At 57.1% G+C, this 24,554-nt stretch carries 26 protein-coding genes; 8 read left to right on the top strand and 18 right to left on the bottom strand.

Annotated features, from left to right (window positions below):
• Positions 1-8: 8 nt before the first annotated feature.
• The 14 genes from HF916_RS11585 to HF916_RS11520 form a co-directional block, all read right to left on the bottom strand.
• Positions 9-527 (bottom strand): hypothetical protein, encoded by a 519-nt coding sequence (locus HF916_RS11585; protein WP_240975253.1) that lies wholly within the window; start codon positions 525-527, stop codon positions 9-11.
• 98 nt (positions 528-625) lie between these two features.
• Positions 626-823 (bottom strand): hypothetical protein, encoded by a 198-nt coding sequence (locus tag HF916_RS11580; RefSeq protein ID WP_168788910.1) that lies wholly within the window; start codon positions 821-823, stop codon positions 626-628.
• Positions 824-835: 12 nt separating this feature from the next.
• A complete protein-coding gene (locus tag HF916_RS11575; protein ID WP_168788909.1) occupies positions 836-1,348 on the bottom strand; it encodes a hypothetical protein in 513 nt (170 codons plus the stop codon).
• A 69-nt stretch (positions 1,349-1,417) separates the two neighbouring features.
• Positions 1,418-2,593, bottom strand: coding sequence for a mandelate racemase/muconate lactonizing enzyme family protein (locus tag HF916_RS11570; protein WP_168788908.1), 1,176 nt, complete (start codon positions 2,591-2,593; stop codon positions 1,418-1,420).
• 66 nt (positions 2,594-2,659) lie between these two features.
• Positions 2,660-3,913 carry an MFS transporter gene (locus HF916_RS11565; protein WP_240975251.1) on the bottom strand — a complete coding sequence of 418 codons (1,254 nt, stop codon included), beginning with the start codon at positions 3,911-3,913 and terminating at the stop codon, positions 2,660-2,662.
• A gap of 118 nt (positions 3,914-4,031) precedes the next feature.
• Positions 4,032-5,594, bottom strand: coding sequence for an FAD-dependent oxidoreductase (locus tag HF916_RS11560; RefSeq protein ID WP_168789114.1), 1,563 nt, complete (start codon positions 5,592-5,594; stop codon positions 4,032-4,034).
• A 50-nt stretch (positions 5,595-5,644) separates the two neighbouring features.
• Entirely contained in the window at positions 5,645-6,766 is a 1,122-nt protein-coding gene (locus HF916_RS11555) for an aromatic ring-hydroxylating dioxygenase subunit alpha (RefSeq protein WP_240975250.1), read from the bottom strand.
• 187 nt (positions 6,767-6,953) lie between these two features.
• Entirely contained in the window at positions 6,954-7,799 is an 846-nt protein-coding gene (locus HF916_RS11550) for an amidohydrolase family protein (protein WP_168788906.1), read from the bottom strand.
• Positions 7,800-7,843: 44 nt separating this feature from the next.
• Complete coding sequence (locus HF916_RS11545) at positions 7,844-8,947, bottom strand: zinc-dependent alcohol dehydrogenase (protein ID WP_168788905.1); 1,104 nt, start codon at positions 8,945-8,947, stop codon at positions 7,844-7,846.
• 27 nt (positions 8,948-8,974) lie between these two features.
• Positions 8,975-9,769 carry an amidohydrolase family protein gene (locus HF916_RS11540; RefSeq protein WP_168788904.1) on the bottom strand — a complete coding sequence of 265 codons (795 nt, stop codon included), beginning with the start codon at positions 9,767-9,769 and terminating at the stop codon, positions 8,975-8,977.
• Positions 9,770-9,776: 7 nt separating this feature from the next.
• Complete coding sequence (locus tag HF916_RS11535; protein ID WP_168788903.1) at positions 9,777-11,030, bottom strand: Rieske 2Fe-2S domain-containing protein; 1,254 nt, start codon at positions 11,028-11,030, stop codon at positions 9,777-9,779.
• Positions 11,031-11,095: 65 nt separating this feature from the next.
• A complete protein-coding gene (locus tag HF916_RS11530) occupies positions 11,096-11,401 on the bottom strand; it encodes a hypothetical protein (RefSeq protein ID WP_168788902.1) in 306 nt (101 codons plus the stop codon).
• A gap of 9 nt (positions 11,402-11,410) precedes the next feature.
• Positions 11,411-12,595, bottom strand: a complete 1,185-nt coding sequence (locus tag HF916_RS11525; RefSeq protein ID WP_168788901.1) for an acyl-CoA dehydrogenase family protein — start codon at positions 12,593-12,595, stop codon at positions 11,411-11,413.
• A 72-nt stretch (positions 12,596-12,667) separates the two neighbouring features.
• Complete coding sequence (locus HF916_RS11520; RefSeq protein WP_168788900.1) at positions 12,668-13,810, bottom strand: WD40/YVTN/BNR-like repeat-containing protein; 1,143 nt, start codon at positions 13,808-13,810, stop codon at positions 12,668-12,670.
• 237 nt (positions 13,811-14,047) lie between these two features.
• Here HF916_RS11520 and HF916_RS11515 point away from each other — a divergent pair, with 237 nt between their 5' ends.
• The 8 genes from HF916_RS11515 to HF916_RS11480 all read left to right on the top strand — a co-directional run bounded on the left by HF916_RS11515 (position 14,048) and on the right by HF916_RS11480 (position 21,006).
• The gene (locus HF916_RS11515) at positions 14,048-15,004 is read left to right on the top strand and encodes a PDR/VanB family oxidoreductase (protein WP_168788899.1); all 957 of its coding nucleotides are present in this window, start codon (positions 14,048-14,050) and stop codon (positions 15,002-15,004) included.
• Between the two features lie 48 nt (positions 15,005-15,052).
• Entirely contained in the window at positions 15,053-16,066 is a 1,014-nt protein-coding gene (locus HF916_RS11510; protein ID WP_168788898.1) for an amidohydrolase family protein, read from the top strand.
• A gap of 26 nt (positions 16,067-16,092) precedes the next feature.
• Positions 16,093-17,094: a protocatechuate 3,4-dioxygenase gene (locus tag HF916_RS11505; protein ID WP_168788897.1), complete on the top strand. Its 1,002-nt coding sequence runs from the start codon at positions 16,093-16,095 to the stop codon at positions 17,092-17,094.
• A gap of 15 nt (positions 17,095-17,109) precedes the next feature.
• Positions 17,110-17,772 carry an RraA family protein gene (locus HF916_RS11500; RefSeq protein ID WP_168788896.1) on the top strand — a complete coding sequence of 221 codons (663 nt, stop codon included), beginning with the start codon at positions 17,110-17,112 and terminating at the stop codon, positions 17,770-17,772.
• Positions 17,773-17,774: 2 nt separating this feature from the next.
• On the top strand, positions 17,775-18,452 hold the full coding sequence (locus tag HF916_RS11495; protein ID WP_168788895.1) for an RraA family protein: 678 nt from the start codon (positions 17,775-17,777) through the stop codon (positions 18,450-18,452).
• Entirely contained in the window at positions 18,449-19,120 is a 672-nt protein-coding gene (locus HF916_RS11490) for a 4-carboxy-4-hydroxy-2-oxoadipate aldolase/oxaloacetate decarboxylase (RefSeq protein WP_168788894.1), read from the top strand. Before HF916_RS11495 ends, HF916_RS11490 begins: the two co-directional genes overlap by 4 nt.
• Before the next feature lie 98 nt (positions 19,121-19,218).
• Positions 19,219-19,764: a flavin reductase family protein gene (locus HF916_RS11485; RefSeq protein ID WP_240975249.1), complete on the top strand. Its 546-nt coding sequence runs from the start codon at positions 19,219-19,221 to the stop codon at positions 19,762-19,764.
• A gap of 258 nt (positions 19,765-20,022) precedes the next feature.
• On the top strand, positions 20,023-21,006 hold the full coding sequence (locus tag HF916_RS11480; protein WP_240975438.1) for a porin: 984 nt from the start codon (positions 20,023-20,025) through the stop codon (positions 21,004-21,006).
• Positions 21,007-21,053: 47 nt separating this feature from the next.
• Here the strand turns inward: HF916_RS11480 and HF916_RS11475 are convergent, their stop codons facing one another.
• The 4 genes from HF916_RS11475 to HF916_RS11460 form a co-directional block, all read right to left on the bottom strand.
• Complete coding sequence (locus tag HF916_RS11475) at positions 21,054-21,752, bottom strand: GntR family transcriptional regulator (protein ID WP_168788893.1); 699 nt, start codon at positions 21,750-21,752, stop codon at positions 21,054-21,056.
• Positions 21,753-21,910: 158 nt separating this feature from the next.
• Positions 21,911-22,663: a group II intron maturase-specific domain-containing protein gene (locus tag HF916_RS50855; protein WP_168787336.1), complete on the bottom strand. Its 753-nt coding sequence runs from the start codon at positions 22,661-22,663 to the stop codon at positions 21,911-21,913.
• On the bottom strand, positions 22,641-23,399 hold the full coding sequence (locus HF916_RS51470) for a reverse transcriptase domain-containing protein (RefSeq protein WP_277352259.1): 759 nt from the start codon (positions 23,397-23,399) through the stop codon (positions 22,641-22,643). The genes HF916_RS50855 and HF916_RS51470 overlap by 23 nt, the downstream gene beginning before the upstream one ends.
• Positions 23,400-23,865: 466 nt before the next feature.
• Entirely contained in the window at positions 23,866-24,519 is a 654-nt protein-coding gene (locus HF916_RS11460; RefSeq protein WP_206001734.1) for a tripartite tricarboxylate transporter substrate-binding protein, read from the bottom strand.
• Positions 24,520-24,554: the final 35 nt, after the last annotated feature.

Genomic DNA, 24,554 nt, shown 5'->3' with positions numbered 1-24,554 from the left:
AATGCTCCTTAAGCCGATTCTTTTTCTTCGATAGAAACGCCGACCAAGCTCGGGTTGGTGTTCACCAGACCACCTTTGCCCTTCAGGTGGAACCCCTTCCAACCGTCCCACAACCACATCGGATTCAGGCTCGGACGGAAGCATGCCGCCATGTAGCCGCTATACGCGAGCAGCAGCAAACCGTTCATCAGTAGTTCTTGCGGGCCCGAAAACAATTGACGCGGTGTTGCCGAAATGAACGTATTCAGCCAAAAAATCGTGACGGTGGTCGGCATTTCGAGAATCAGCGTCAGGAAGACAAAACGGTTTGTCAGAAGCAGGAGACCATAAATCGCTTCCATATATTTGACCCAGTGATACATACCGATTGCGTCGGCACCGGCCAGATATTCACCAGCGAGACCTGGAACCATCGGTACATAACCGTCGATCACGAATCGAATGCCGGAAAAGAAAAGGTGTGCGCCGAAATAAAGACGAAGCCACGTAATGACGTACTTCCAAGGGGAAGAATTAGCGCTTTGCATAGTGAAATAATTCCAAGAAGTTACTGCAGTACAGCGACGAAATATGCCGAGAGCATATCCCAAAGGTAGTGGCACAGCCGCTACCACCGGAGAGCCGGTTATACAATGCCTCTGCGACGATCGCGAATCAAGACGATGACGACGCATATCCATGGAATTGCCAGGCCGAACATATCGCGTGCGCGCAATGCTCGATATTCGGTATAGCCCAGTCCTGTGGACCCGAAGAATACCCAGCACGTCATGATCACACAGCAGGCGAGGCCGATATAAAGATTCCGATTACTTTTTTTCATTTGCGCACTCCTTTACGCGACGTCGCCCGATACTTCAACTGTCGCGGCCGGTTTAGCACCTTTACTCAGCCTCAGGTGCTCTTTCCAGACATCGACCTTGAAGCCTTCCCATACCGCGAGCGGCTTGTTTGGCTTGAACACGCTCGCCATATATCCGCCATACGCCAGCAGAATGAGGCCATTCATCAGCAGCTGATTCGGGCCAGAGAACAATTGACGTGGGGTTCCAACGATGAAGGTATTGATCCAGAAAATCGAGATCGATGTCGGGAATTCGAGAATCGCGCCGAGCAACACGTATCGGTTCGTCAGCAGCAGGATACCAGCCAGCATTTCCATTGCCTTCACGGCATAGAACATGTGAATGGCATCAAGTGCCTGCACGTATTGACCTGCGATGCCGGGAATAAACGGAACCCAGCCTGTGGAGAGATAGCGGAAACCAGACCACAAAAGATCGGCGCCGAAATAGACCCGGAGCCAAAGTACCGCGTATTTCCACGGTGGCGAAGCAAGTCCTTGCATCGAATTATCTCCTCTGTCGGATTACGTTTATGCGACGCGGCCGAATCGTGTCCGCCGCTGTGTGCTCTGCTATTGCGCTTCGGCGACCCGATGCTGCTGTCCCGGCGAATGAATCTTGGCCAGTAGTTCTTGATTCAATTCGAAGCCGAATCCGACGCCTTCACTCGGATATGCAAAGCCGCCGCTAAAGCGCTGGCCACCGAAAGCCAAGTCCTGATCTACCCGGATATCGCCACTGTTCCAAGCCGCGTGAATCGCGAGCGGCCCCATACTTTCGCTCATGAACTGGCATGCCCAATCGTTTGCGACCATGAGATGCGTGCTCGGCCCGGATTCGACGCCCGATCCGATCAGAGTGCTGCAAAACACAGGAATGTCGTACATGCGACATGCAGCTAGGAATCGCTGTGCCTTGACCAGTCCGCCTACCTTTTGAATCTTGAGAACGACGCCATCGGCCGAACGACGCTCTGCGATTTCACGCAGATCGCCCAACTCTTGCGCCCCCTCGTCTGCGTATATTGGCGTGTTGACACGCTCACGCAGTTTCGCCAGGCTGTCGCGGTATTGATGCGCCAGAGGCTGTTCCATGAACGAAAGGTTGTATTGATCGAGGCGTTTCATCGTCGTCAACGCCTGTTCATAGTTCCATGAGCCATTCGCGTCCAAGATGATCTTGGCTTCCGGCCCGAGCGCCGCTCGCACTTCGCGGACCGTAGCCACGTCGGTGTTGAACGTATGACGGCCGACTTTGAGCTTGACCGCCGAGAAGCCATTATCGCGGACCTGGATCGCCAGTTCTGCGACCTTTTCGGGCTCACCCGCCGACAATACCCAACCGAGCGGTATCTTCTCGCGAGTGCGGCCACCCAACAGGCTGTAGACTGGCACGCCCAAAGCTTTGCCCTTCAGGTCATGGAGCGCACAGTCAACCAACGCCTTCGCCTGATTGTTGTCGCGTGCGAGTTGATCCATCATGCCGACGATCTTCTCGATATTGCTCGGATCTTCACCAAGCAGGATTCGCGGCGCGAAAATATCGGAAATCATCGCCGTCATGGATGCCTGGCTTTCACCGCGATACCACGATGATGTGTCACCCGATTCCGCATAGCCGACGAGACCGTCGTCGGCTGTAATAGCCAAGAAAAGCGTATTCAGGCAAGTGATTGTGACATTCGGAAGCTTAATCGGCTTCTTCAGCGGCATCGAAATCGGAATGCACTCAACGCGGGTAATCTTCACCTGATTTAAACCTATATGAATTCGTAGAAAGGGACGTCAGACATGATGCCCCGAGACGACTACCAGTTATTGCACAACCGGCCCACGCAATGCACCGCAGACGCGGATCAGCAGAATCACCGCCAATGTCACGGAGACCACGTAGCAGATGACGAACGAGGCGCCGAGTGCATTCGGACCGTCGAAGAATTTAGCGACGAGCGCCACCACTGTAGGGCCGAGTGCCAAACCGACGAGATTCGTGATCAAGTAATAGATGGCGGTGATCTTGCCCATCATGTTACCGGGCGTGAAGTTGGCATTCGTTGCACCGCCTGCCACCGCGAACATCGCAAACATGAACATTTGGATGAAGTAGAGGACGATACCCGCGCTCATCGTATGGACAAGCGGGAAGCATGCCGTAGCGACTGCCGCGATTGCCGTTGTTACCGCCGCCACCCGAACAGGCGCATCGACCATACCGCGCTTGCGCAGCCGGTCCGCGATACTGCCGCAGATCAGAAGACCGAGCGGGGAAGCGAGCAGTGCAACGCCACCGATTGCCTTACCGATTTCCGGACGCGCAACATGTAGCGTACGAGCGATGATTTCCGGAAGCCATGCCATCTGCGAGCCGATGGCAATACCGTATAGACAAATCGCAGTCCAGAGCGGAATGTACACGCCACGATTCTTCCATACGAAGCACATGGTCTGCTTGTACGTCACCTCGGAAGTATCGGTCTGAAAGCGACGGGCCGGCTCACGCAGCAGCAAAAGGAGAATCGCGAACGGAATCCCAATGATGCCGGGCACCAGCAGCACATAGTGCCACGGCTTCATGCCGCCGACGAGGGGTAGACTATCGAATGCGCCTGCCGATGCTGCCTTCAACAGGACGGCACCGAGAGCCATCGACAAACCCGTACCCAACATCGGGCCGATATTGTAGATACCGAAGGCAATACTGCGACGATGCGGCGGAAATGCGTCACGAATCATCGACTGAGAACCGGGAGCCAGCGCCGATTCACCGACACCGAGACCAACGCGCGTCAAGAACAAATGGATATAGGTCGTGCTCAGACCACACAGCATCTGCACCACCGACCATGCCATGATCGCGCCGCCGAGGAGCGTCTTACGCTGGTACTTATCGACCAGTATGCCCATTGGAATACTGAGCACGCTATACAGCAACATGAAAGAAAGGCCAAGCAACAAACTGACCTGAAGATCGGAAATTCCGAGGTCTTCCTTGATCGGCCCGACGACGAGAGCCAGCGCGCCCCGATCGATAAACGAGATGACATACGTGGCCGTCAAGACGATGAGCATCCACCATGCACCTTTGGACGTCTTTGAATCTTCCACGTTGTCGGCGGGCGCCGACTTCGTTTGTACTTCTGCGGTCTCACTCACTACGGTGTCTCCTTGTTAATTATCCGTACAACTATTAGCGACTTTCCCGCGCCTCACTGTCGGCAAGTGCGGTTCTTGCCGCAGTCACGCCAGACACGATGAATTCGGCGATATCGCCCATCGAGTTGTAATACGGACCCCATAGCGATCCACACTCCCCGATTGCATAAAGACCGGCAATCGGCTTGTTCTGGTGATCGAGAACACGCTGACCGGCATCGTGCTTCGGACCGCCGTGCGTGTTCAGATATGTCGGTAGCATCGGCCCAATCGCGTAAAACGGGCCTTCATCGTTGAGCGGCACGAGGAACGTTTCGCGACCGCAATCTCGATCGACGTTGTTGCGGCATTGATCGTTGTAACGCTCGACCGTCTCGCGAAGTGCGGCCGGATCGAGGTGGCCTGCCTTGCACACACCCTTGATTTCCGGCCACTGGCACTTCAACGCCAGTTCTTCGAGCGTATCGGCCTTGATGATCAGACCTTCTTCGAGTTCCTTGACGTTGTCTTGCGACCACGGCGGCACGCGCGAATTCAGCGTCGTCATTGCCGCGCCACCGGAACGGACCTTCTCATCGAAGATGTGAAATGCCGGCACGTTCGTGAATTCCGGGGTGCCCGGCGTCGTTGCCAACCATGTATCGCGGTTTGCCAATCCGTGTTGAACAACCGATGTATCCACGGTTTCGTTATGGAAGCGCTTCGCCTGTCGGTTCACCCACAACAGACTGCCGCCGTCCTTAAAGGCACCGTTTTTGTAGCCGAAGCCCGCGACCTTGTTCAGATCGTACGTCACGTAGACGTAGCCTTCCTTCGTCTTGATGCCCATGTTTAGCGGGCCCGCTACGGCGTTCATGTGCCATAGTTGCGCACCAACTTCCTGCGCCATGCGGATGCCGTCGCCGGTCAGATTCGGGCTACCAAGGAAGTAGATCGGGCATGCAGTCAGGAACTGTTTGCACATGGCATCGTTGGCTTCAAAGCCGCCGCTGGCCAACACTACTGCCTTGCGAGCACGAACTGCGATCGTCTTGCCATCATGTTCGGCTTGAACGCCAAGGATCCGTTTCGTCACCGGGTGCTGAACCAACCTGGTGACCCGTGTATTGCACTGAACGCGGGCACCCGCCTTCTCCGCTTGTGCGGAGATCGCATTCCAGAGGCCTGCACCGCCCGGTGCGGCTACGACGCTCATACCCTTGATGCTTTCCCCGCCCGGAGCGCCCGGGAACTCGGGAAAAAACCCCGGTGCCGAGAACGGCTGCGGGTTATCCTTGAGCGGCAATTCGAGTTTGTGCTGCCACGACGGTATGTTCTTGAGACTCGAAACGAAATGGCGAAGAACGCTTTCATCTGTTTGGCCTCCGCACAGCCAATCCAGATATTTGAACGACTCGTCTTCATCCACGGAGGTCATGATCAGACCACCCGCGACACAGACCGAGTTGCCGCCGCCCTGCACACCCTTTTCGAGAATGAGCACGTCGGCGCCCTGTTCAGCGGCTTCGAATGCAAACACCGCGCCTGCGCCGCCATAGCCGACAACAACCATATCGGCTTGCTCATCCCATTGGGGCTCGGTCCAGTTCAATTCCATTTTCGTCATTCCCTGTGTCTCAGAAAACATACCAGCGCCGTGCGATCTACTTACGCTGAGGGCGCAGCCGCGGCTTGCTCAGTCTCCTCCGCCGAGCGAAGACGGTTGTAGATTTCGTTGTAACGCAGCACCGGCTGATCCATCACCAACATAATCATCTTGCGAGCCGGCGTTTTCGAGATCGTTGCCTGCTGCGTCTCGATGATTGCCCTGTCTTCGGCGAATGCTGCTTCGGCGATCGCGAAAGCGTGATCTGCCAAATCGGCATGCTCGTGATCCGGACCGAAGTTGTAGAAGAACATCGATTCCGTATCGTTGATCGGCGTGATCATCTGGCATGTGCAACGGCGAAAGATCGGCTCTTCTGCAGGCTTGCCATCGACGAGACGATCCTGAACGCCCGGTGCGTACGAATGGATCTTTAGGATGAAGACGCCCGGTACGAGGAACGTGCTGACCACGTTATCGTCGGAGGGGATTTCACCGAAGTAAGGATTTGACGGACGGCCCAGGTGCCAGCGGTCAGCAACGACGCCACGCTCGATCGTATCGATACCGCGTTTTGCTTCGCCTTCCTTCTGAATCTTGATCGACACCTTGTTGTTGGCACCGAACGTCGCTTCGTGAACATAAGGTGCGTGTGACAGGTCGAGCAAGTTATCAGCGACAATTTCCGCATTGCCCTTCCATACTTTCTTCGAGCATTTCATCGCGAAGATAGCGCTGTCCGGACCTTCGATCGGCGGAATCAGTGCGGGATCGGCCTTTGCAGCGTCACCCATCCAGACCCATGCAGCACCATGCTTTTCTTCGATCGGGTAGCTACGAACGCAGACCTTCGACGAGATACGATCGGTGCCCGGGATTTCAGTGCAGCGTCCATCTGCGGCGAATTTCAGGCCGTGGTACATGCAGCGCAGTTCATCACCTTCCTTACGGCCGACCGACAGCGGAACCAGGCGGTGCGGACACAGATCTTCGAGTGCTACCAGCGTGCCGTCTTCTTTGCGATAGAGCGCCAGTGCCTCGTTCATCAGCGTGAACGGGACGATATCAGTAGCCGACAACTCGCTCGACCATCCAACCATATACCAGCAATTCCGGAGGAACTTCATTTTCAGTCTCCTGAGAAAGGAATCGAGAACGGATAAATCGAGAACAAGGTGCGACACACAACGGACCTGCCAGTTTGCGCATCCGACCTCCTTGACCTAACCGGATCAGCATCTCATATAGTATTCAATTAAGTATTCTTCGAATCTTATCGCGTTACCCCCCGCGACATGACTCGGGATAACCCTGAAATGCACATAAACGGCGTTCTCAGTAACTAGAACGCCGTTTATGTCTACAAATTCGTTAGCTAAAGTAGACGCGTTCAGCTGTCGTATGCAGGACCTTCTGCTGATCTTCAGCCGACAGTGTGGACACGGAGTCCTTAGCCATCTGAACCATGTCCTTGTACTCGCCCTTCGACTGAGCGATGTCGGAACCCCACATCACACGATCGGCACCGAACGAACGCACCACGCGCTCAACAACCGGCGCGGACGGCAGGTCGAGCGCCTTCAACTTGCCGAGGTTGATCATGGAGTACAGCAGGAAGACGTTCGGGCTGTCCACGAACTTCAGCAATGCTTCGTCCACACCGTAGTCCGGTCCCGGGTCTTCGCCGACGATATTCGAGAAGTGATCGAGAATGACCGGCGTATCCGGGAACTTCTTCACGACGTCCTGGAGTGCTTCGAGTGCTGCCAGACGATTCCAGCGGTAGAAGTGCAGACGCACCGAGCCGCCGAGATCCGTCACTGCTGCCCAGGCACGACGCGCTTCCGTCGATGCGAACCAGCTGCTGTCTGCACCTTTCTTCGGTTCCGTCAGACGGATGCCGACAGACTTGCGCTCGCCGACCCAGTATTTCACCGTTTCTTCGACGTTCGGTGCCAGTGCGTCGAGCATACACAGCGAACGCAGACGATTCGGGTATTTCTGTGCCGAATCCACGACGTAGTCGTTGTGGAAGCCGTAGAGGTGCGCACGTTGGACCGCGAGCGCCTTATCGATACCCAATGCGTCGAGCAGGTCGATCAGGCGCTCGGCCGTCACGGGGTTGTCGAATGCGTTTTCTTCGAGAACACCGCTCAGCGGCGACGGCGGATACTTCTCACGGTCGGTCGAAATCAGGTGTGCGTGGCTGTCGATCATGAAGTTACCTTTATCAAATTCAGTTTAGCCAACGATGTGCGGCGTTACTTCCAAGGGTCCACGCACACGTGGATCGCACCTTGAACCCCCCGACCCGCGGTGGCCAGAATCGCTTCGTGAACCTGCGACAGGCCGAATGTGTGCGAGCACACTTCGTCGATCGGATAGCGGCCGGAGCCAACATAGCGCAGTGCCAGTTCGACCGCTGCGTAGCTACGACCACGCGGTGCACGAACGGTCAGATAGCGCTTCTTGATCTCGCCGATGGGTACCTGCTGCTCCAGGCCGTTCAGGCTCAAATAGGCGCCCTTTGCCGCCAGAGCGATCGACTGCTTGACGATCTCGCCCTTGGGGTCGCCGGTCGTATCAACCACGACGTCGACGCCCCGACCCTTGGTGATACGCATCACTTCGGTCTCGAGGTCTTGCGTTTCGACGTTGATTGCGTAGTCCGCGCCAACGCGCAGCGACAGATCGAGACGGCTTTGATCGCGTGTCATGCCGGCCAGAATCACCGTATATGAGCCTGCGGCCTTTGCCGCCAGCACGCAGCCCAAGCCCTGCTGGCCCGGTCCCCACACGAGTACGACCTTACCGGGACCTGCGCCGCCGTCGAGACACGCCCACTGCACGCCGTTACCGAACGGCACCGCCAGCGTTGCGTGCGTGGCCGGCATGTCTTGCGGAATCTTGTGCATCACCGTGTTGAGCGGCATATGCATATATTGCGCGTAGCCACCCCACAGGTGCGGTGCCTTGTTGGCAGTCGACATACCGAAACGATCGGTATTCAGGCGGTCCTTCACATTGAAGAAATCGACCTCCATACACAGACGGAAATCGCCCTTCATGCACCATTCGCAGTTCCAGCACGGGAGATATTCGTGGAGAGCAACGCGGTCGCCAGACTTGACGCCCCAACGCTTGGCCGCGACTTCCCCGACTTCCTCGATGGTTCCGACGTTTTCGTGGCCCATAATGACAGGAACGTGACCGGCCTTACGGTACAACTCAGGATCGCTGCCGCCGACTCCGCTGGCTTCGATGCGCAGAATTCCGGTTTCAGGCCTGACAGTCGGATAATCAAATTCACGGATTTCCGTGGTTTCGACATCTGTCTTGACTGCGGCCAGTACCTTTTTCGTCATGTGTTTGTCTCCTGCTCGTTTTCGATCTCAGAGTTTCGAAAATACGCGACGTGCGGTAGCGCCAAAGATCGCATTGAGATCCTCATTAGGTAATCCGTTGAGTGCAATACGGGTGAGTTTCAATGCATTCCCGTAGCCTTCGCGAGAACTCACGACGGGGAAATCGGAACCCCACATCAGGCGATTTGCGCCGAATGTAGTTACCGCCTCGTGGACAAGCGGCGACGTCGCGTCCCCGAAGGGGCGGTCCAAATGACATGTTTTCGGGTCGCGAGGCATCAATTCGCCGAGCCCCGGAACTTTTAGCATGACATTCGGATAGGCCGCGAGTTTGAACACCTGGCGACGAATAGCCAACTGCTCATCCGTCGTGACGGGGGTGCTGTTGCCGCCTAAGTGTTCGAGGACGACAGTCGTCCCTGCCAACTTCGCAACCAGTTCGATAAACCCCGGCGCGTTGAATGCTTCGGCCGACCCCACACAGCTGACGGGCAGTCCAGTTTCCTGAACTGCACGCCACGCTTCCGGAAGACGGCCGTCCGGAAGACACGAGGAGGGGCGAAGCCGAATACCGGACACGCCTTCGCGTGCCAAGCTTTCGATCGTCATTGCAACGTCCGGGGCTTCGACATCGACCCAAGCCACGCTCGATAGACGGCCTGGATATCGCTTGACGCAGTCTTGCTGATATCGGTTATCTGTCTGTCCGATCATCTGAGTGAGAATGGCCATATCGACACCATATTCATTCATTTGATCGAGCAACGTCCCGACAGGCTCGTACCAATAAGGCGAAACGTGCGCGTGACTATCGACGATCATGTGGAACTCAGGCCTTCAGGGCGACGTCCGGATTGAGGGGCACTTCTTCCTTCCACGTACGATCGTTCGCGAAGATCACCGTCGAAGCGTGAATCTGATTCCACGGGATTGTGTTCGTCAGCACGCTCGGCAGTTCGCCGCTTTCTGCGTAAGTACGAGCCGAACGGATCATCTGACGACGCCATGCAACAACCGCGACGTCCGACGTGCCGAGGTGTTCCTTCGTGCGGTCGAGAATACGCCCCTGCGTTTCGCTGACTGCGTGGTCCTGCGTCAGGATGCCCTTGATGCCCGACATCGACGACGTCTTCATGGCTTCGCGGTCCTGTTTGTACCAGTTGTCGATGTTGAGTCCCTTGCGGAAGTTTTCATTGACCCAGTGACCGCCTTCCTGAATACGATATTCGATATCGACAGGCTGCGTTTCGTCGAAGAACCACTGGATGTGCCACGTCGATTCGTCATCGCGCGGAACGAATGCATTGGCCATGCGACGGTTCTTGCGGACGCCGAAGCCATCGGGCGGGATCAGCGTGAAGAACGGCAGGATAACTTCCGTGACACGGGCGTGCAACTTGCCTTCTTCACGGAAATTGCGGACGCCGGCGTAGCGCAGGCCGTACAGGGTGTATTCGACTTCGATCTTCGGACGCAGATCGCGTTCGTGTTCGTACTTGGCCGGCTCCGACCACGGTTGTTCGCGGTGCAGGACTCCTGCGTGTGCGGAGTCGATCGTGCCTTCGACGGCTTGAGCGTAGTTGCAGTCTTCGAGTACCTTGAACGCAGCAACCTTTTCTACCGGGTACGACAGGAAGTCGAAGTCGGGGAATTGCGGAACCCTCGCCGGATCGCCCATGTACGTCCAGATCACGCCAGCGACTTCACGAATCGGATAGGCCACTGCCTTGATACGCGAGCACAGCTTCGAATCTTCCGGCTCCGTCGGGGTGTCCATGCACTGGCCATCGACGCCGAACTTCCAGCCGTGGTAGAGGCAACGCAGACCGCCGTCCGAGTTGTCGCCCAGTGCGAGCGACGCACGACGGTGCGGGCACTGTTCTTCGAGCAGGCCAACCTTGCCGTGGCTGTCGCGAAATGCCACGAGGTCCTCGCCCATCAGACGCAGACGCACGGGCTTACCGCCTGGCTCGCTGATTTCCGATGCCAGCATCGCCGGAATCCAGAATTGACGGATCATATCGCCGGTCGGCGTGCCTTTACCAACTTGGGTCAGGACGTCGTTATCTTCGCGGGAAAGCATGGGTTTGCTCCTAGATTTTCTTTATCTGTGAATACACGTGGGAGATATTTGCTCTCCCGCTAGCCTTAAACGAGTTCGACGGACTTCAGCAGTCGATCACGCGCGTCTACGGTGTTGCTGTCGTTGCCAATGAAATCGTGCGCGTCGACAATCAGTTTGCGCAGGGCAACAAGGTTCTGCACCTCCCGCGCATTCGAGCCCTGCCGTGCAGCGGCCACGATATCGTTATCGAGCAGCCGCCAGACTTCATCCAGCTCGGATTCGCGGTAAATCATGTGTTCGAACGTACTCGACTTGTCCACGCGCCCGATCAGTTCACGCAGCGTTTCCGGCGAGTAATCTTCGATCGAGTGAATATCATCCACGTTCATAGCTAATCCTTATTTCTTGAGACCAGGACCGAACTGCGAAGGCGGGAGGCCGAGCGCATGGCGACCAAAGGCCGTCAGCGCCGAATCCCACGTGAAAGCGAAGTGCTGTGCGGCGGAATTGACGTCGCGCCAGATACGTTGGAGGTCCGAAGCGTTGTAAATACTGGTGCCGCCTGCAGCTTCGAACGCACTGTTGGCCGCGCGACGAGCGGTTTGAGCCGAATACGCCCAATCGCGCGGAATACGCGACCATTCGAGTGCCGTCAGTGACTCTGCACTTTCTGCCGTATCGATGCGGCGCGTGTCTTCGAGAATCAACGCATAGGCCGCGTCGAGATCTGCCGTCGCATGTGCCAGGCGTTCGATCGTCGCCGACTGTTCTGCCATCTGATCGGCCGGCATTGCCTGGAGACGCGGTGCCAAACCCTCGCCGAACGACCGGAGTGCTGCGCGTGCCATGCCCAGCGGTGCACCGATGAGCGAGAACGGCGTGACGTTCTGGAACGGCATCCGGTAGATCGGGGCACGCATTGCGTCAGCGCCTTCGACGTTGCCCGTCATCATGTCTTTGACCGACACCGAACGATGCTTCGGAATGAACGCTTCCGCGACCTTGATCGTGCGGCTACCGGTGCCACGCAGGCCTGCCGTGTGCCAGTCATCGACAATTTCGATATCGGAACGGGGGATCACGAAGAAGCGCGGTTCAGGCGTGCCGTCCGGAAGCTGCACGGCGTTTCCGATGATGACCCATTGCACATGGTCGATACCCGAACAGAAGCGACCGTCGCCGTTCACGAGTTTGTAGCCGCCTTCAACTTCGGTAATCGTGCCGCCCAAGCGGAACACAGTCGCCGTCAGCGCGTGGCCTTCGCCAAGCACATCTTGCTGTGCTCGCAGAGGAAACAGATTCAACATCCAGCTATGACCGGCCAGAACGCCGAACACCCAGCCTGTCGAGCCACAGGCCGAAGCGATTTCTGCCGTAGCTTCGACGAGCGTCGTAAAGCCCAATTCGGAACCGCCAAACGATTTCGGCGTAATGATGTTGAAGAGACCCGAATTGCGCAGTGCATCGATCGTCTCTTTAGGCACTACGCGATCGCTTTCGGTCTCTTTGACGCGCGAACGAATCGCATCATGCAAACCACGAGCGATATCAAGGGCTTCCTCGCGACTGTTAATACGGCTCAAGACATTCTCCTGGTGGGACTTGCTGCCGTGGAACAGGGCCCGGCGCGCAGAATAGTTCTGTTTATAAATCGGTCAGTGTTCGTTGCGACCGTAACGACCCTCGACGTTCATACGCTCCTTGGCGTCGAGGAACCAGCGATAGTGCCCGCCCTTCGAGATCGGCGGGACATCGTCGGAAACGAGGTACCAGCTTTCGCCATCGTTTTCCGTCGCATAGATTTCGCCCGTTGCGGTACCGGCGATGAGCATGATCTTGTCATCCCAATGGTGCAGCCCCATGCCCTCGATGTTGCCGATCACTTCCTCGGGCAGACCATTGCGCATATGTCCCCAGGTAACACCACCATCGGTGCTCTTGAGAACAGTTGCGTTCGCCGACTTACGGGCGCCCCAATCACGCGGTGCGTTGCCCGGCCCGCCGAGATACAGAACGTTTTCGTCGCGCGGGTCGATGAACATGGCGTCGGGATAGCCGATAAGGTCTTGACGCGTCATCAGGTGAACCCACGTTTCGCCAGCGTCTGCGCTGTAATGCAGGCCTTCGCCGCCGCACATGAACATCTGCTTCGGGTTCGACGGGCGAATCAGCACGCGGTGGTTGTCGTGGTAGAACTTGTCGTTTTCTGATTCGTACGAACGCGGCTCGGTCCACGTCTTGCCGTCGTCGGTAGTCTTGAGAAGTGCGCCCTGTTCAATACAGACATAGAGCGTTTCCGGTTCGGCCGGGTGAAACGAAATGTTCTTGACGTGTGCAATATGCGGGGGCGGCGGAAACGTCCACTTGTCCTGGTCCGGTACCGTCATCATTTCGGGGATTTCGACCCACGAAGCACCCAGATCGCCGCTGCGATAGAGCGCGGACGGCTCGGTGCCCAGGAACAGGACGGTCTTCCCCTCGCGCTCCTGCTGCGCCATCGTATAGATATGCGTGCTGTTCAGGCCATTGTTGGCCGGTTCCCACGTCACGCCCAGATCCTTCGAGATCACGAGACCGCCGTGGCCGTGTGCGCCCGCGAACAGCAGGCCGGCATTCGGAACATAGAGCAATGCGCTCACGTGGCGATCTTCCAGCGTCTTACGCGTGAGATTCCACGGGGCACTGGTATCTGCACGCTCGAACACGAGCATGCCGCGAATCGTAGCAACCAGCAGCGTCGTTGCCGCGCCATCACCGTGCGTAACGGTCCCACCGTTGGTGGTCAGAACTGCGATCATTTCTCCTCCTTAAGGGAATACCCTATCTGATGTCGCCTGTTTTGCTCTGAAGAGCCTTTGACTTTTTTCTGTCTAGCCCAAATAATATGCAAAAAAGAATTCTTCGTCAAATGGGTTGAGAGAGACTTTCGATGATTGGTGATTGCGATGCAACAAGCCGGTACCTGAGAAAACGTGATGTGTAATGCTTGCGCACCATTGACGGGGTTCCGTGCGTTCTACGATTTTGGAGGTGACATGACCGAAGTTCATGATGTGATGACTCTGCGCTTAACAGCGAGTCAATATTTGGCGCGCAACACGCTGGCTCTGACATTTGAAGACCCCGAAGGCGAGCGTCTGCCCGCGGCCGACGCGGGTTCGCACGTCGCACTGTTCCTGCCGAACGGATTGACGCGTCAGTACTCCCTCCTTCAGTCCAGCAATAGCCTGACGCAGCGTTCGTACGTCATCGGCGTCAAACTCGACCCGCGGTCGCGTGGTGGCTCCCGCTACATCCACGAAACGATGCGTGTCGGCGACCTCGTGCAGGTCGAAACCCCGCGCAACAACTTCCCTCTCGACGAAGACGCTGAGCACACGGTTCTGGTTGCCGGTGGTATCGGGATCACGCCTATTCTGTGTATGGCGCGTCGCCTGAAGGAAATCGGAAAGTCGCCGCGTATCTATTATTCGTGCCGAGACCGGGTCGACGTCGCCTACGCCGAAGAATTGAAGACGTTCGAAGGTTCGGTCGTTCACGTCGATGCCGAAGTCGGCGCATTCCTCAATATCGCGGACGTCGTGAAGCAGGAGCCGGGGTCGGCCCACTTCTACTGCTGCGGCCCCGGCCCGATGCTTGAAGCATTCGAAAAGGCCTGCAACAGGTTGCCCCCGGAACAAGTCCACGTCGAGTACTTCAGTGCCAAGCACGAAGCCGCACTCGATGGCAACTTCGTCGTTGAACTGCGCAAGAGCGGCAAGACGCTGACCGTCCCGCAGGGCAAAACGATTCTCAACGTCGTGCGTGATGCCGGTGTACCGATTTCGTATTCGTGTGAAGAAGGCGTATGCGGCGCATGTGAAGTCCGCGTGCTGCAAGGCGAGCCGGACCACCGCGACGCCATTCTCTCGGAGCCCGAGAAGGCTTCGAACAAGACGATGATTATCTGCTGTTCCGGCTGCAAGGGCGATCGTCTCGTCCTCGATCTTTAAGAAACATAGGCGTGCCTATCGGCACACGTTAGTTTAGGAGACAAGTAAGTGATTATCGATTGCCACGGTCACGTCAGCGCACCCGCAGAATTGTGGGTATACAAGGCACACATTCTGTCGCATCGCGGCGAACACGGTCGCAAGATGCCGGAAGTGACCGACGAAGAAATTCTGCACTACGCCAACAAGAAGGAAATGGCACCCGTCGGCCACCTCGACATGCTCGACCGCGTCGGCACGAACGTCCAGCTGATGTCGCCGCGTCCGTTCCAGATGATGCACAGCCAGAAGCCGGGCAAACTCGTGCACTGGTTCACGGAAGAAACCAACAACATTATCTCGCGCACGGTCAAGTTGCTGCCGAAGCGGTTCATCGGTATCGGCGGCCTGCCGCAAGTGTCGGGCGACCCGATCGAAGTCGTGCTGCCGGAACTCGAACGCTGCATCAAGGAACTCGGCTTCAAGGGCGTGATGCTGAATCCGGACCCGTTCGAAAACAGCGGTGTCGAGGCCCCGGGCCTCGGTGACCGTTACTGGTACCCGCTGTACGAAAAGCTGTGTGAACTCGACGTGCCGGCCCACATCCACGCTACCGGCTCGCACTCGGCACGTTCGCCGTACACCGTTCACTTCATCAACGAAGAAACCATCGCGGTGTTCAACCTCGTCAACTCGAACGTCTTCAAGGACTTCCCGAATCTGAAGATCATGGTGTCGCACGGCGGCGGTTCGATTCCCTACCAGATCGGCCGTTTCCAGTCAGGCGCTTCGCGCGCCGGCCGCAACTTCCTCGACGGCATGCGTAACCTGTACTACGACACCGTCCTCTACTCGGAAGAATCGCTGCGTCTGCTGATCAAGACGGTTGGCGCTGACCGCTGCATGTTCGGCGCCGAGTGCCCGGGCGTGGGTTCGGCTATCAACCCGGACACCGGCCGCACCTTCGACGACATCAAGCCGTACATCGAAGGCTTCGACTGGCTCTCGCAGGCAGAGAAGAATGCGATTTTCTTCGGCAACGCTCGCGACTTCTTCAAGCTCAACCTTGCGGATTACGAATAATCCCGGCGGCCACAGGACTTTATATCATGGCAAAAATCGTATTGGGAATGGGAACGTCGCACGGCCCCATGCTCATCACGCCACCTGAGACCTGGGGCGCTCGCGTACCCGATGATCGACTGACCAAGCATGACTTCGAGGGCCGCGAATGGGCCTTCGATGAACTCGTCGAATATCGGCGTAACGAAAACCTCGCGGACCAGATCACGCCCGAGAAGTGGAAGGAGCGGCACGCTCAGTGCCGGGCGGCTATCGAGGAAATGGCGCGCGTGCTGGCTGAAGTCAAACCTGACTTCGTTGTCATTGTCGGCAACGATCAGATGGAAATCTTCACCACGGATTGCATTCCCGCATTTGGCGTGATGCACGGCCCGACGATCGTGAACAACATGATCAGCCACGATAAATTGATGCAAATGCCTCCGGGCGTGCGTCATTCGATGCCGGGTTACAAGCCGGAAGCTGCCACGCATGAAGGCGTTCCCGAACTTGCAAAGCACATCATCAAGAGCGCGATCGTCGACAACTTCGACGTGGCCGCACTCAGCCGCTTGTCGGAAACGGAAACACCGCATGCATACGGCTTCGTGTTCCGCCAGTTGATGAAAGACCAGGTCGTTCCGACCGTGCCGGTGTTCGTCAATACGTTCTATCCGCCGAATCAGCCGACACTCGCACGCTGCCACGCCTTCGGTGCATCGATTGCTCGCGCAATCGAATCGTGGGATTCGGACGCACGAGTGGCTGTCATCGCCTCCGGTGGTCTTACGCACTTTGTCATCGATGAGCGCGTTGACAATCTGGTACTCGACGCGATGAAAAAGCACGATCTCACGCCGGTGTTCGCGTTGGGCGAAGAGATCTTCCAGGCGGGCACTTCGGAAATCAAGAACTGGATTCCCGTCGCCGGCATGATGGATGAACTTGGCTTCAACATGACGGTGGTCGATTACGTGCCCTGCTATCGCAGCGAGGCCGGTACTGGCAACGCGATGGGCTTTGTGTACTGGAAGCCCCAGCCCGAATAAGGAAATATCAAATATATGGCAACCAAAGACGAATATGTCCACCGCCTTCGTCGGTTGGACTGCTGCGCTGTATCGGACGCACTGGACAAACTCGGCTTGTCCGGCGTCGTGAGCGGCGTCGCCCAAGCCTCAGGCACGAAGCGCATTGCCGGTCGCGTTATCACGATGAAACTCGGTGTTGGCGATCCGCCTCCGGGGGCGCCGCGTCATCTGGGCACCACGGCCATCGAACTCGGCGGCTCCGACGATGTGATCGTTGTCGAGCAGCGTACCGGTATTGAAGCCGGTTCGTGGGGCGGCATCCTGTCGTTGGGCGCCAAGGTTCGCGGGATCGCTGGCGTGATCGCGGACGGTCCGGTTCGCGACATCGATGAATCCCGCGAGATGGGACTGCCGGTGTTCGCGAATGAGTTCACCGCCCTCACCGCTCGTGGTCGTATCGTCGAAAAAGGTGTGAACGTTCCGGTTGAAGTGTTCAGGGTCTCGGTAGAAGCCGGCGACTACGTGATCGCGGATAGCAGCGCCGTGATCTTCATCAGCCACGTAAACATCGCCAAGGTGATCGAGACTGCCGAATCGATCGTGGCACGCGAAGCCTTGATGGCGAAGGCCGTATTGGCGGGCACGCCGATCCATGAAGTCATGGGCGGAAACTACGAACTTATGCTTAAGGATTAACCATGTCGGAAATCGAACAAGACACGAACGTTGCGCGCGCAGCGAAACTCGAAACGGCTACCCTGAGCGACGCACTGGACCGCATCGGCCTGAACGGTCAGTGCTACAAGATCAAGCCGCATGATTCGTCGTTCCGTATGGCCGGTCGGGCCTTCACAATTCTCTACGGCCCGGCCGCATCGCCCGCAGGCACCGTGGGTGACTTCATCGACGACGTTCCGCCCGGCTCGGTCATCGTCCTCGACAACGGCGGTCGCGAAGACGCAACGGTATGGGGCGACATCCTGACCGAGATCGCTCATCGCCGTGGTATCGCCGGTACCGTGATCGACGGCGTCAACCGCGACGTACACCTCTGCCTGTCGCTCGGCTACCCGGTTTTCTCCAAGGACAACTGGATGCGAACGGGCAAGGATCGCGTTCAGGTCGAAGCCACCAACGTTCCGGTGAATATCGGTAACGTGCGTGTTGCTCCTGGCGATCTGCTACGCGGTGACGCTGACGGCGTGATCTCGATTCCGAAGGAACACGAAGAGCGCGTGCTTGCTGCTGCTGAAGAAATCGATGCCGCCGAGAAGGCAATCCGTGAGGCTGTTGCAACAGGTATGCGCCTGGACGAGGCTCGCAAGCAGTTCAAGTACCACCAACTGCAAACACGCCGGATCGGAGAAAAAGCATGACGGGACCGCTTTTCAATCGTCACGAGACCACGCGCCTCGATATCCGGCGACCGGACATCACTCTGATTAACGCCGCCGCAAAACTGCCGGCAGCAACGCTTCACGAGGCTGCCGGAAAGATCGGAGTCCTTCCTTATGAAATTAAGCCCGTCGCGCCAGGATTCAAGATTTGCGGACCCGCCGTGACCGTCCATTCGCCCGGTGGCGATAACCTCTGGCTTCACCGTGCGATTTACTCAGCCGAACCGGGAGATGTTCTGGTCGTCTCTGTAAGCGAAGCGTATGAGCATGGGTACTGGGGCGAGATCATGTCAACGGCCGCAAAAGTTCGCGGGCTTGCCGGTCTCGTCATTAACGGCTGTGTTCGCGATCAGCGACTGTTGTCCGAGATCGGTTTTCCGGTTTTCGCTCGCGGACTTTGTATCCGTGGCACGGGAAAAGATTTCGGTGCCAGAGGTTGGATCAACGCCCCGACTCGGTTCGACGACGTGACGGTAAATGCAGGTGACCTGATCGTGGGTGATGAAGACGGTGTCGTGTGCATTCCGCGGGAGCGAATCGCCGAGGCGATCACAGCATCGGAAGCACGCGAAGCTGCAGAAGCACATCAGATGAAGCGACTAGAGGCGGGCGTGAGCACGCTCAGTATCTTCGGTTGGGACCAGTAAACCGGCTGAGACTTGCGGGTCTATCGCATGAGGTGGTGTCAGTAAAGATAACCACCCTATCATCTTGTCCGTCTAGTTTTTATGATTAGGAAGGTGAAGTGAGCGTAGAAGAATCTGAATTCAAACGCGCCATGCGCTGTTTGACCGGGCACGTGTGTTTGATCACCACTGGTTCTGACACGGACGGCCCGCTTGCCGGCATGACCGCGACCGCTGTGACGTCTGTTAGCGCGGTGCCCCCTATCCTGCTGGTCTGTATCAATCGTGCGAACTCGTCTCTGGCGCACGTGCAGGCCACTGGCAACTTCGTCGTCAACGTTCTGGCGCGCAGCGAGCAGGAATTGGCACAGCGTTTCTCGAGACCGATTTCGCCGCAGGAAAAGTTTCAGGCAGGGACGTGGAATCGTATTAAGACGGGTGCCCCGGCTTTGGCCAGTGCTATGGTCAATTTAGATTGCAGCGTCGAACGCATCATCGAGATAGGTACGCACGCCGTGATTTTTGGGCATGTCGAAGGCACGGCCATCAATGGCCACACAACGGCGCCGCTGCTGTATTCCCAAGGATCCTACGGCGAATTTCAGACGAATAAGGCCATCGATTTCCATGATTTGCTGTGGATCTCCAACTGGGGGGCAAACTAATTTAACAATTTCGGAAGGCGGTACGGCACGCATCATACTGCACGCAATAGAAAAACAGTTATACTAATAAAAAACAATAAGGCGGAGATGAATCTGGTTATGAGAAAAAGTTTTGGTATGGCTCTCAGTCTTTGTGCTCTCGCCGTGAGCGGTGCTCAGGCACAAAGCAGTGTTACGATCGGCGGCCTTCTCGATGAAGGCATCGCGGTGTATGGGAACTCGAATGGCAAGCGCTTGGTCCAGATGTAGGACTCAGCAATCTTTCCGTCGAAGTTCTTCTTCCGTGGTCGTGAAGACCTCGGCAACGGCCTGCGTGCGACGTTCAGTCTCGACTCGATGATCAGCATCAGCACGGGTGAGCTGGATCCGCAGTCGGGCGGCGCGTTGTTCGAAAACTCCGCGTGGGTCGCTTTGGGCAAGGCCGGTATCGGTGACGTCCGCTTCGGCCGTCAGAACGATTTCAATTTCGATGACTTCTTGATCACTGGCATCGATCCGGCAACGGGCATCGCAGGCGGTATGCTGAACTTCCGCACGGGTTCGTTCGGCTCCGATCTCGTCGGCCACCCCGGTTATGCCAGCGGCGGTCCGTTCGCGCCAATTACCAATGCACAGGGCATCCCCAACGGCATGGGCGCCATCGATTGGGATCGCGTCGGCGGCAAGCGCATGAGCAGTGCCATCAAGTTCATGAGCGATGACTTCGGCGGATTCTCTGGCGGCGTCATGTACAGTATGGGTGGTGTGGCCGGTGACTTTAACAATAGCTCGGGCAAGAGTGCGTCCCTGATGTATTGTCATGGCGACACCCGCGCTACCGTCGTTTACACGGTACAGAACTGGCCATTGATCAACGCCGGCCACGGCGGACTGGCCAACCTGACGGCAGGCGCCCGTACCAGGTTCGGCGGCCTGTCCGTAACGGGCTTATACGCTCAAGCACGCAATACGGAGTCGGGTGCGCGTATCTCGGCACTGGCGACCGGCGCTGGCTACGATCTGACGTCGGCGGTGAATGTCGGTGTGGCGTATACGTACGAATTTGGCAACAACCTGCTGAAGAACGTTCGCGTCAATCAAGTCGCCGTTCAGGGCACGCACACACTGTCGAGGCGCACGAGGGTCTATCTGACCAGTGTGTACCAGCATACGAATGGCGCCTATGCTGCTGAAATCGGCAACATCGTTTCCAGCGGCAAGGTTCAGAGCGTAACCGAACTCGGACTGCTGACGTCGTTCTAACGCGGGCTGTACATTAAAAAGGATACCCTCGGGGTGTCCTTCTTCGTTTATTCCCGGGCCGCAAGCACTCTCATCAATCCCTCAAGAACCACCGTCCGCCCTTTCTCATAAGTTGCAAGCAGCAATCCCCGGTCTTTGCTCTCCAAAGCCTTCACGAGTCTTGCTTCGATATTAGCGCTACGATGTTGCGGATGCGCTGAAATATCAGCAGCTAGCGCCCGATAACGATCGGTGAGTCGCATCAATCGTAGGACTTCCCGTTTAAACACCTTATTAGGCGAGAGGTCGAAAATCTTGTCGTGAAGTTCACGGTGTAATTCAATCCAGCCCTCACGATTACCCGCTTGAATCAATTCTTCAAGCCGGGCGAGCAAGATCTTGAATTCCCTGATCTGCGCGGATGTCGGCCATTGGACCGTCATGAGCACCTCCGCTTCGAGGAGTTGGCGCATCCGATACAATTGTCGGGCCTCATCGCTTGACAACTGAGCGACGAAGAATCCACGGTTCGGATCGTGTTCGATTATGCCTTCTGCCGCCAGCAGCTTCAACGCCTCACGCACCGGTACACGACTGATGCCGAATCGTTCAGCGAGGTCCGACTGTCGCAATTGAAAGCCGGGTGCGAGCGTTCCCCTATTGATCAGTTTCCGCGTCTCTGACGCCACCTGAGCTGGAAAGTCAATGCCATCCAGTTCGGGGAGGGTAGCGGCAGGCGCTCGGCTTTGCGTCACGATCGTATTCATTTTCATATTATATCGCAGAATTTTTGTCCGACAACGTTCGCAAGCAGGTTGTCAAGGCGATTCGTTAATCTCCCTCAATTAATGAGTCAACATCTTTCTGCCATCCTAGTCATGTGACTGATCCTGCTATGCCAGCCTGTTCTTGTTGAGTGAGCGAGTCAAACGAGTTTCCCGATCCGGGTTTCCAAAATCGGGATAGGGGCGAGCCTCACGGCCAGACCCCTCCACACAACTCCGTGCGTACGGGTCCGTACACGGCGGTTCGGATCAGTTGATCGACTATGAACCGACCGATGGAAGCCCAAGCGAGCGAAGTAGTGATTGGACAGGGCGATGCTCAGCGCAGGGCTGCACCTGAGTCGCCATCCCCCGTGAGGTGAACCCACCGTCTGGGCAACAAGATTACGGCTACCGCCGCGCGCCGTCAGTCCCTGGAATCGGGCAGGACTGTGTTTCCACTGCTTCCAGAAGAAGCAGCGCATGCGCCGTCTGATCCACTCATCCAGTTTCCGAAGCACGCCAGGTGTCTCGCAGTATCCAAAGTAACCACGCCAGCCCGTCAGATATCCCTTCAGCATGCCGATCATCTGGTCGACGCTGATTCCGCGCGTGCGCTGAGTCAGCTCCCGGATTCGATCCTTGAAGCGGGCCAGCGCCTTGGGCGCAATGCGCCGTGTGGCCTGATCCCGGTTCGAGAAGGTGAATCCAAGCAATTTACGCGTGTGTGGAAGCGCGACCGCGCTCTTCGCCTCATTGACCTTCAGCTTTAGCCTGCCGGTGAGGAAGGCCTTCAGCCCCGCCGTCACCCGCTTGCCTGCGCGTTCGCTGCGTACGTAGACGTTACTGTCGTCGGCGTACCTCACGAAGTGCAAGCCGCGTCGCTCATGCTCACGGTCGAGGTCGTCGAGCATCAGATTGGATAACAACGGTGACAGCGGACCACTGCGACGTCCCTTTGTCCGTTGCGCCAACTAGCCCGTTTTCCAGCACACCTGCCGTCAGGAAGCAGCGGATCAGTTTCAGGACACGGCTGTCGCCAACCCGCTTTGCGACTCGACTCATCAGAATATCGTGGCTCACGCGATCGAAGAATTTCTCCAAATCCAGGTCTACAACCCAGCGATACCCCGCCTGAATGTAACCCTGTACGCGTCCCACTGCCTGATGTGCCGAGCGTCCCGGACGGAAGCCGTAACTGTAATCCGAGAACGTCGGGTCCCACTGCCTTTGCAGCACCTGCTGCAACACCGCCTGCTGAACAAACCAGTAAAGCGCAGAGGGAATGCCGAGCTTGCGCACGCCACCTCCATCCGGCTTGGGTATCTCGACCCGTCTCACAGGCTGCGGCCTGTACATGCCATTCAGCAGCGTGGCCCGTATCGACGGCCAGTGCTCCCGCAGGTACGCCGGCAGTGCATGAACCGTCATACCGTCCACGCCCGGTGCACCCTTGTTCGCTTTCACACGCTTCAACGCCTGCTTCAGGTTCTCCCGTTCACAGAACGCTTCCATCAGTCGGTCACAAGCTGACGGACTTTCAGACTCCGGGTTCGCCGCCATAGGTTCAGCCCCTCGATCAGCGGCGCTCAGGGCTTCACCCCTGCCTCCGCTGTCAAGGACGCGATGCGTTTTCTGCTGCGCTCCCATGTCGGGTTCTCCGGCTTAATTGCCGCTCCTCTCCGTTTGGGCCGTCAGGCGTGTGCGCCCTACCTACTATGCCCGCTGCTGACTCCTGCACAGTGGTCGACGTCCCTCGCCGTCCGTTCAGTCCTGATTCCAGGACGTCGGGCAGGTCTCCCGAGGTAAGCTGAACCGCCTTCACCACACACCTGACAGATTTACCACCCCGGCCCTTGATGGCTATGGACTTCGCAATCACTTGCTTGCTCGTCCGTCCGGGTAGGCATCATATCTGGTTTCTGTTCGTCAGGTCGTGGCTTTGCTACACGCTTCTTTCAGACCCCGCCTCCCGGCGACACCCTCGTGTTTCGCTAGCCCCTCACCACCATCAGGTTGGACAGGAGACTCGCACCCCCAAGCTGTTGCGCATGCTCGGCACACAAGAAAAAGCCTGCACGATGCGGGCTTTCCCTCCTCGCTACCGGGATGCAAATCAGTACACGAAGCCGGGCATCACTTCGCTAGCGGTGGGGATGTCCTTGATTGCTGGGATACGCGCCGAACCGAAGACCACCAGGGGACGCATCTGACCATTCTTGATGTACGGGGCTGCGACATCGTACGGAACCGGGATCACTTGCACCTTCGCTTTCATCAAGCCTTCGATTTCTGTCGCTGTGTCTTTGTAGGACAACTTAACCATGCGAACGCCGTTACGCTTTTGCAATGTGGTCATCGCGGCCAGGTCGCGCGCACCGTCAACCGTCGTACCGAAGGTATAGCAATCCGGATTGTCTTTCAGGCGGCTAATCAGATCCGCGTAGTCCTTGATGTCGGTTCCGGACACGCCTTTGCCTGTTTCAGCGACCAAGACAACACCCGTGGGCGCAACAACCGGCGCAGGCGCTGCCGGTTTAGCCGCAGAAGCAGGTGCCGCTTTAGCAGGTGTACCCGCGAGGGCGACGCCCGAGTTCAGTGCGCCTACTGCGAGGACTGCCGAGAAGAAGAGTTTCCGGTTGAGTTTCAAGATCGATTGTCTCCACGTATTCGAAATGACGACTGAGAGGCGGGTCTGTTCGACCACATCAATGTAATACTGTTTTGTATTATATGTCAATCTACGTTGCCGTTGCGTGATATCATGCACTGGTCTCGTTGAGCAAAAGAGAGAGCGACTGAACA

This window comes from Paraburkholderia aromaticivorans (genome assembly GCF_012689525.1).
GTDB lineage: Bacteria > Pseudomonadota > Gammaproteobacteria > Burkholderiales > Burkholderiaceae > Paraburkholderia > Paraburkholderia aromaticivorans_A.
Note: the sequence above shows the minus strand (reverse complement) of the source record. Positions and strands in the feature narration are given on the sequence as shown.